Source organism: Desulfovibrio psychrotolerans (assembly GCF_013340305.1).
In the GTDB taxonomy this organism is placed as follows: Bacteria; Desulfobacterota; Desulfovibrionia; order Desulfovibrionales; family Desulfovibrionaceae; genus Halodesulfovibrio; species Halodesulfovibrio psychrotolerans.
Map to the genome: position 1 here is coordinate 200,591 of NZ_BLVP01000006.1, position 7,501 is coordinate 208,091.

The 7,501-nt window shown below is 55.4% G+C and carries 7 protein-coding genes; all 7 read left to right on the top strand.

Annotated elements, in window-relative coordinates; all coding sequences use genetic code 11:
- The first annotated feature begins 480 nt into the window (after positions 1-480).
- The 7 genes from HUV26_RS06130 (at position 481) to HUV26_RS06160 (ending at position 7,306) form a co-directional block, all read left to right on the top strand.
- Positions 481-2,967 carry a PAS domain S-box protein gene (locus tag HUV26_RS06130; RefSeq protein ID WP_174409228.1) on the top strand — a complete coding sequence of 829 codons (2,487 nt, stop codon included), beginning with the start codon at positions 481-483 and terminating at the stop codon, positions 2,965-2,967.
- A 30-nt stretch (positions 2,968-2,997) separates the two neighbouring features.
- Positions 2,998-4,386, top strand: a complete 1,389-nt coding sequence (locus tag HUV26_RS06135) for a sigma-54-dependent transcriptional regulator (RefSeq protein ID WP_174409229.1) — start codon at positions 2,998-3,000, stop codon at positions 4,384-4,386.
- A gap of 293 nt (positions 4,387-4,679) precedes the next feature.
- Positions 4,680-5,474, top strand: coding sequence for a BON domain-containing protein (locus HUV26_RS06140; RefSeq protein WP_174409230.1), 795 nt, complete (start codon positions 4,680-4,682; stop codon positions 5,472-5,474).
- A 55-nt stretch (positions 5,475-5,529) separates the two neighbouring features.
- Positions 5,530-5,688, top strand: a complete 159-nt coding sequence (locus HUV26_RS06145) for a DUF3309 family protein (protein WP_174409231.1) — start codon at positions 5,530-5,532, stop codon at positions 5,686-5,688.
- A gap of 142 nt (positions 5,689-5,830) precedes the next feature.
- Positions 5,831-6,208: a PA2779 family protein gene (locus HUV26_RS06150; protein WP_174409232.1), complete on the top strand. Its 378-nt coding sequence runs from the start codon at positions 5,831-5,833 to the stop codon at positions 6,206-6,208.
- 139 nt (positions 6,209-6,347) lie between these two features.
- Entirely contained in the window at positions 6,348-6,812 is a 465-nt protein-coding gene (locus HUV26_RS06155) for a C39 family peptidase (protein ID WP_174409233.1), read from the top strand.
- The gene (locus tag HUV26_RS06160) at positions 6,809-7,306 is read left to right on the top strand and encodes a tetratricopeptide repeat protein (RefSeq protein WP_243451290.1); all 498 of its coding nucleotides are present in this window, start codon (positions 6,809-6,811) and stop codon (positions 7,304-7,306) included. Before HUV26_RS06155 ends, HUV26_RS06160 begins: the two co-directional genes overlap by 4 nt.
- Positions 7,307-7,501 lie beyond the last annotated feature (195 nt).

Below are 7,501 nucleotides of genomic sequence, written 5' to 3' on the forward strand. Positions count from 1 at the left end.
GTGCTCCGCGTGTAAGGGTAGCCATAACTGCATGGACTGGTATATAGATGGGAACGCCTTTAATTTGAAGGATTTTTTCAACTCGCCTCTTTCTGCGTTCTTTCTTCCTAATCATGTGCAGCAAGTTCTCGCCTGGCAGCCCTTTCACTGCCCTGCAAAACGCTTTTACCCGTTTAGCCCGTTGCCCCCTTCCGCGGGACCAGAAGGAGCCTAACATGAAAATAGGGGGAGCTTAGCACATGCCCAGCAACAAGGCTGATTTTTTCTCCACCATCCTCGAAACTCTATAATCATCTGTTCGCTTGACGAAGAAGCCTACGGGTGTATTCTAGAATAGATGGTAATAGCCCGCCTATCGCCGAGTGGTCATCCGATGAATATTGCCTGATTATACGCTCAGCGGATACCCTTTAGAATTTTCTCCGCAAGTTCCCGGCCTAGGCTCGGTGCGTTTGCTTCGAGGAAAAGGAGCGGGAAAACATGGTCGAAACCCGGATGAGGCAACATGCCAAAGATGTCCTGCATGGCCATTCAAAGGACCTTGAGCAGTTTAACCGCCATGATTTGAAAGCCCTGCTTCAAGAGGTCAGCGTCCTGCACGCCGAGTTGGAGGCCCAAAACGAAGAACTCAAGCTGGCAGAGCTTAAGGCCGAGATAAATCGCAAACGATATGCGGAACTCTACGAATTCTCACCTGTCGGGCATGTTACCACCGACATACAGGGACTGATCTTTGAGGCTAACAACACAGCGTGCGCCATGCTTGGCTGCCCACGCTTGGAACTCCTCGGCAAGGCCCTCAGCAGTTTCATGGACCGGCAGGACGCAGACAAACTGTACTTTAATATCCGGGAATCCCTAGGCGCAGGACGCACCTCTGAAATCGAGGTACGCCTCCTGTCCCGGCAGGGAGTCCGCCTTTCAGTCCTCCTCAAGAGCGCAGTCCGCATGGGTGAAGACGGCTCAACCATAGCCAATATGGCCCTCACCGACATTTCCTTGATGAAAACGACCACGGAGGCCCTAGCCCGCAGCGATGAGAGCTACCGTACTCTTTTCGAAAAGGCCGATGAGGGTATCATCATTCTCATAGGCTCGCGGTTGCGCCTGATGAATCCCCGTGCCGCTATGGTTCTGGGTTATTCTCAGGAAGCTCTTGCGGGGCGGTCGTTCATGGAGATCGTTCTCCCCAACGACAGGAAAGCCGTGGCCAAAGCCTACCGAACTGGAGAGCCTGGGGGCAGGCTGGTTTTCCGCATATCGTGCGGAGACAGACGGGTGAGGTGGATCGAAGCCCACGGTGCTTCCTTCTCCTGGGAGGAGTCGCCAGCCAGCCTGATCTTCCTGAATGACATTACCGGTCGCAAGGAGCTTGAGGACCAACTGCATCAGGCCAAGATTGCAGCCGATGCCGCCAACAGTGCAAAAAGCCAATTTCTGGCAAACATGAGCCACGAGATCCGCACCCCCATTGCCACCATTGTTGGCGTATCCGAGATGCTTCTGGACAGTCCCCTGCCCATGGAGGTGCGCGAAAACCTCCTGAGCATTCAGAACTCTGCGGAATCCCTGCTGCGCCTCATCGCTGACATCCTTGACCTTTCCAAGATTGAGGCCCGAAGGCTGGAGTTATGCCCTTTGGATTTCGATCTCCACGCAACTTTGCAAAAGATCACCAACTCCTTCGCGGTGGAGGCCCAGCGCCGAGGACTTGAGCTTGCTTTAAGGATAGATCCAAACTGCCCCCGTTTGTTGCATGGAGACCAAGGACGGCTGGATCAAGTTCTCCAAAACCTGCTGTGGAACGCTCTAAAGTTCACCCCTCAAGGCCGCATCGATCTAGAAGTTTCCAGGCTTCCGCATTCCGGCCCAGAGGTCATGCTCAACTTCATGGTTTCGGACACCGGCATCGGTATCGCCCCAGAAGACATTCCTGCGCTGTTTCTTGAGTTCACTCAGCTAGACAGCTCCATCGCCAAACAATTCGGGGGGTCCGGTCTGGGGCTGGCCATTTCCGAGCGCCTGATTAAACTGATGGGTGGAACCATCGGTGTGGAGAGTAACCCCAGACAAGGGAGCAGATTCCATTTCACATTGCTGTTCGGCACTCCCCAATCTGTAGACTCGATACAGGGCGAAGCTATGGCCGCGACCTCAGTCCGTGCCTTGCGTGTACTCGTGGCCGAGGACAGCGAACCGGTCCGCAAGGTCCTGCACCATTTTCTTACCAGGGCTGGTCATGCGGTGGTCGGCGTGAGAAACGGGCAGGAAGCCCTGGATGCGCTGGCCGCCGGGCCATTTGATTGCGTACTAATGGACGTGAACATGCCTGGCATGGACGGCATTGAAGCCACTCGTCGAATCCGGTCATCATCTTCCGGGCCCGTTAACTCACACACGCCCATTCTGGCGCTCACGGCGTATGCCATGGAAGGAGACAAAGAGCGGTTTCTCTCTGCTGGCATGGACGACTATCTCACAAAGCCGATTACCCGAAGCACGCTCTTGGCCGTAGTGTCCAAACTTGCGGCCCGCACTCTCCGGTCCCGGGCAATCTCTACGCAGCATACCCGCCGAGCGGTTGCGGGCCCGGCGTCCGTTGTGGAAGCCCCCTTGGACTTCAAAGAACTGCGCGAGTCCTTCCCGGAACAATTTCTGAGAGAACTCTTCAGGGTGACCTTAACTGCCCTTGAAACGCAGGTTGCAGACCTTGAGTACGGTCTTGCGCAGGGAAATCTCGACCAAGCAGCTTCAAGCGCGCATTCCTTGGTAGGCAGTTCCGGTCCCGTTCAGGCCCATCCCCTTTTGCGTTGCGCGCAAGAGATGCAACGTCACGCCGTTAACCGAAATCTGGCCTTGGCCAGACAGTGTCTGCCTCAGCTTCAGGCTGAGGCATCGCGGCTTACCGTTACACTGCGGTCCTTCCTGAACGATGGTGGTCAACGCGGTGTCCAGCCGCCTGCGTAGCTTACGTAGTAAACCTGTAGGGAGAAGCGCATGATCCGGGTGCTTATCGTTGATGACGAAGAAGTCATCTGTATGATGCTGACGGAACTGGTGCGTTCGGCAGGACACGAGGTCCGCGCCGTGCAGACTCTCGCGAAGGGACTGGATCTGGCCCGCCAAGAAGATTTTGACTTGGTATATCTGGACGTGGCCTTGCCCGACGGAAACGGACTCAACGCATTATCCCACTTCATGAATATGGAGTCCAATCCCGAAGTGATCATCATAACCGGAGCAAGTGATCCCAACGGCGCAGATCTGGCCATTCGCAGTGGGGCATGGGATTACATCGACAAGGGCCAGACTCCTCTGGAAATCCGTCATTCTCTCCGGCAGGCACTGGAGTACCGTGATAAAAAGATGAACCTCCTGCCAGCTAAGCGGGACCGAATTGTAGGCTCTAGTTCTAAGCTGACCCAGTGCATTCAGTTTATGGCCAAGGCTGCGAAAAGCAGCGCAAACGTCCTTATCTATGGAGAGACCGGCGTGGGCAAGGACCTCTTCGCCCACGCCCTACACGATAACAGCTCCCGGGCGAATAGGCCGTTTGTGGTCGTTGATTGTGCGGCACTCCAAGAGAGCATCGCCGGAAGTGAACTCTACGGACACCGTAAAGGTTCCTTTTCCGGGGCCACCGAAACTGTGCCGGGCCTTGTCCAACAGGCGCACGGCGGAACTTTGTTCCTAGACGAAATCGGCGAACTCGACCTGCAAACGCAAAAAAAGTTTCTACGTGTTCTTGAGAATCGAACCTTTCGTTCCTTGGGGGGATCGCATGAGCAGCACAGCGATTTTCGTCTCGTCTGCGCAAGCAACCGGGACCTCATGGCAATGGTTGCCAACGGTTTGTTCAGAGAGGACCTCCTATTCCGCGTTCGCGCCATCACCCTCGAACTCCCCCCTTTGCGGGAGCACCGCCAAGACCTGCCGGAACTTGTGGATTATTTTCTTGTGCGAATATGTCGCGGCAACAGGCTTCCCATAAAGTCTTTGTCCCCGGACCTGATGCAGATACTCCGCGAGCATTCCTGGCCCGGCAATGTCCGGGAATTGTCTCAGGTCATTGAGTCCATGGTGGCGGCAGCGCCCGCAGAGCATGTGCTCACACCGCGGCATCTGCCCACTGATATGCGCGCTCTTTTCGCCCGTTCCAAGGCAGCCGGATATGAGAACGTCGCAACATTCGCCCCCGGCCATACCGCCCCCGGCCCTTGGAAGGCGTTTCACGATAAGGCGTTGACCACGGCCGAAAAGACTTACTTCAGTGACCTGATGCGGTTTTGCTCTGGCGACTTCCAGCAGGCCAAAGCCATTTCCGGGCTTAGCCAAGCCCGCCTTTACAGCCTGTTGAAGAAGCACGGGCTGCGCACCAAGAGATAAACCCACTTCACCTCTTCATTTCCACTCCATCGGTTATTGAGAACCAAGAATTTCTTGCTTCATGATTCTCATAAAGCGGGAATACCGCCTTTTACGCTGAAAGGTATCTCGACATTGTCCATACATATCAGCAAATTGCCGAGGCAGCGCTTTGGGCACGAATATTGATATTACCCCTCGTGCGAGTCGTGCCACCAAAGCGCAGGGCGTGGACATTAATGAACTGACCTTCACATAAAGGTTAACCAAAAACAGAACAGGCACACCGCTACATTAAAGGAAAAGTAATACAGATGAAAAGAACAATGGTCTTCGTAACACTGATGACGGCAATCGCATCCCTGCTCTATCTGGGGGGCCACCTGTACGCATCCGAAGTGGATGACAACATCGTTAAGGCAGCGAAACAGTCCTATGTCTTCAAGCATTACCTCAAGGACGATAATGTGGACGTCAAATCCAACAATGGCGAAGTCACCTTGACCGGGACTGTTTCCGACGACGCATCAAGAGCCTTGGCTCGGGAGACAGTCGCCAGTCTGCCGGGAGTCAAGAGTGTCGACAATAAGCTGAACATAAAGGGAACGCCCCCAGAGGCTCATTCGGATGCATGGCTCATCACCAAAGTCAAGACAACCCTCCTGTTCCATCGGAACGTGAGCGGAGCCAAGACCGAAGTCTTGGCCAGCAATGGAACCATCACCCTGCGCGGCGAAGCCGTCAACTCGGCGCAAAGGGATCTGGCTAGCGAATACGCCCAAGATGTAGATGGCGTCAAAAACGTTAAGAACGAGATGACTGTGCAGGGCACCCCCGTAAAACCAGGAGAAGCCACTATGGGCGAGAAGCTGGACGCTGTTGGTGATTTGATTGACGACGCTTCGGTCACGGCTCTGGTCAAAATAACCCTGTTGTATCACCGCTCGACCAGCGCTCTCAACACCACTGTCTCTACCAAGGGCGGCGTGGTCACCCTTGGGGGTGAGGCCAAAAGTGATTCTGAAAAGTTTCTGGCAACCAAGCTCGCGAACGACGTACACGGCGTCAAGCAGGTGGTCAACAATATGACCGTCTTGGGTGCCAACTAACTCTGCGGCTCAGACGGTGGTGCTGAGATGCACGCCCTGACAAAGGAGCACGGAAATGTCCTTAGGAACAATTCTCCTCATCTTATTGATTCTATTTCTGCTGGGGGTCTTGCCGGTGTGGCCGCATAGTCGGTCGTGGGGATATGGCCCCAGCGGCATGGGGGGGGTAATTTTGATCGTCCTCGTAATCCTGGTCCTGACCGGAAGGCTCTAGCGGCCAGAGCCCATTCAGGGCTCTGGCTCTGAATACCCGGATCAGTTAAGCGCGGCCGGAGTAATTGCGAGGCCTTCTCCAGAAAGGCCAACCCCGCCGGAACCCCGGCACAGTCGTATCACCCTGTATTACAGGAGGAATAATGAACACCGTCATCAGGTCTCGCCTTATGGTTCATGTCACCTTTATAATGGTTCTTATCATGACCATGCTGGCCTTTGTCCCCAATGTGGAAGCCAGCTTTGTCCCAACGGCCCAGAGCAGTTCAGTGGAACAGGGTGCACAAGACATGACCTCAGTGCAAAATGCTCTGGAAAACAAGATGGTCACGGAGCGGCTGGCCGCCCTAGGGTATTCCCGGGATGAGATTGACACCCGCCTCGGGATGCTCTCAGACGGAGAACTTCACAGTCTGGCCTCTCAACTCGGGTCCTTGGACTCGGGTGGCAGCGTCTTGGGCTTGGTCGTTGTCATCCTCATCATCGTGACTTTGGGCCTCGTCATTTACAAGTTGACATAACTCGAAAATGACCGCCAACGAGTTCACTGGTAACCAACCTCTTTGCCAGAACCGTCTCAAACTCTGCCTGCGGGCGGTTCTGGCTTTTTTGGTAACGCTGGCCCTGACTTCCTGTGCCGCGGGTCTGCCTCTGGGATTTATGCCGCCATCGGATACCCAAACCATTGCAGACGTGCCCTTCCACGCTCAGGAAGATTACCAGTGCGGCCCGGCCTCTCTGGCCGGCGTGCTCAATTTCTTGGGCGATCCGGCCACGCCCGACCAAATTGCTCTGGCGGTGTACAGGCCAGAATTACGCGGCTCAGTGAGTCTGGACTTGGCGCTGTATCCCCGCAACAGAGGCTATTCATCGCGTTTCTGGCGGGGGACAGTTGAGGATATAATACGTAACGTGGATGCAGGCCGCCCCTTGGTGCTCATGCTTGATCTGGGCGTAGGCCCGGTGAGTACCTACCATTACCTAGTGGCTGTGGGCTACGCCCCGCAAGGACTCATTGCTAACACCGGCCGCAGGAAGCATGCGCTCCTGCCCTGGGCAGATGTCCTGCGAACGTGGGAACGGGCTGACAACTGGACACTTCTGGTGGAGTCCAAAACGCTATGAATCACACCACCCGCATTCAGCAACGGCCAGCCCCCATGTTTCTGGTCCTATGTCTGGCTCTGTGTCTTACCTTGGGACTGACCGCCTGCGCCATGCCTCGCATCACCATGCATCAGGATCCTCTGAGTCCGGCAGAGCACCTCAAACTTGGGTTGGCCTACGAGTCCGGCGGCAACCTACCCGAAGCCCTGCGCGAATATCAGGCGGCCATGCGCAATGAACCTCTGGCCCACCTCTATACTGGCAACGTCCTTTTCGCCCTCGGACGGATGGAGGAGGCTGAGAAGGCCTATGTCAATGCCATAGTCTCACTGCCCTTGAATCCCGAGCCGCGCAATAATCTGGCCTGGCTGCTTTATATCCAGCGTCAGCGCCTAGATCAGGCCGAGGCTCTGGCCGTTGAGGCCCTGCGCCTGTCGCCGCCTGACCGCGAGGCCGAGTTTCTGGACACCCTGCAGCGTATCCAAGAAGCACGTTCCGAATATGCGGGCTAGTCTGGTTCAGTTGTTACCCCGCTTTGTGGTATGGTGAAACAGCCACGGCGGACACATAGTGGACATAAAATCAACATAGAAAAGGGAGCTATCCAGCCCACGCCCCTCCTGCAAACGCAAAAAACTCCGGCCCTCATCGGTACCGGAGTTTTTTGTGGTTGAAATACGTCTTGGCGGCGGCCTACTTTCCCACCA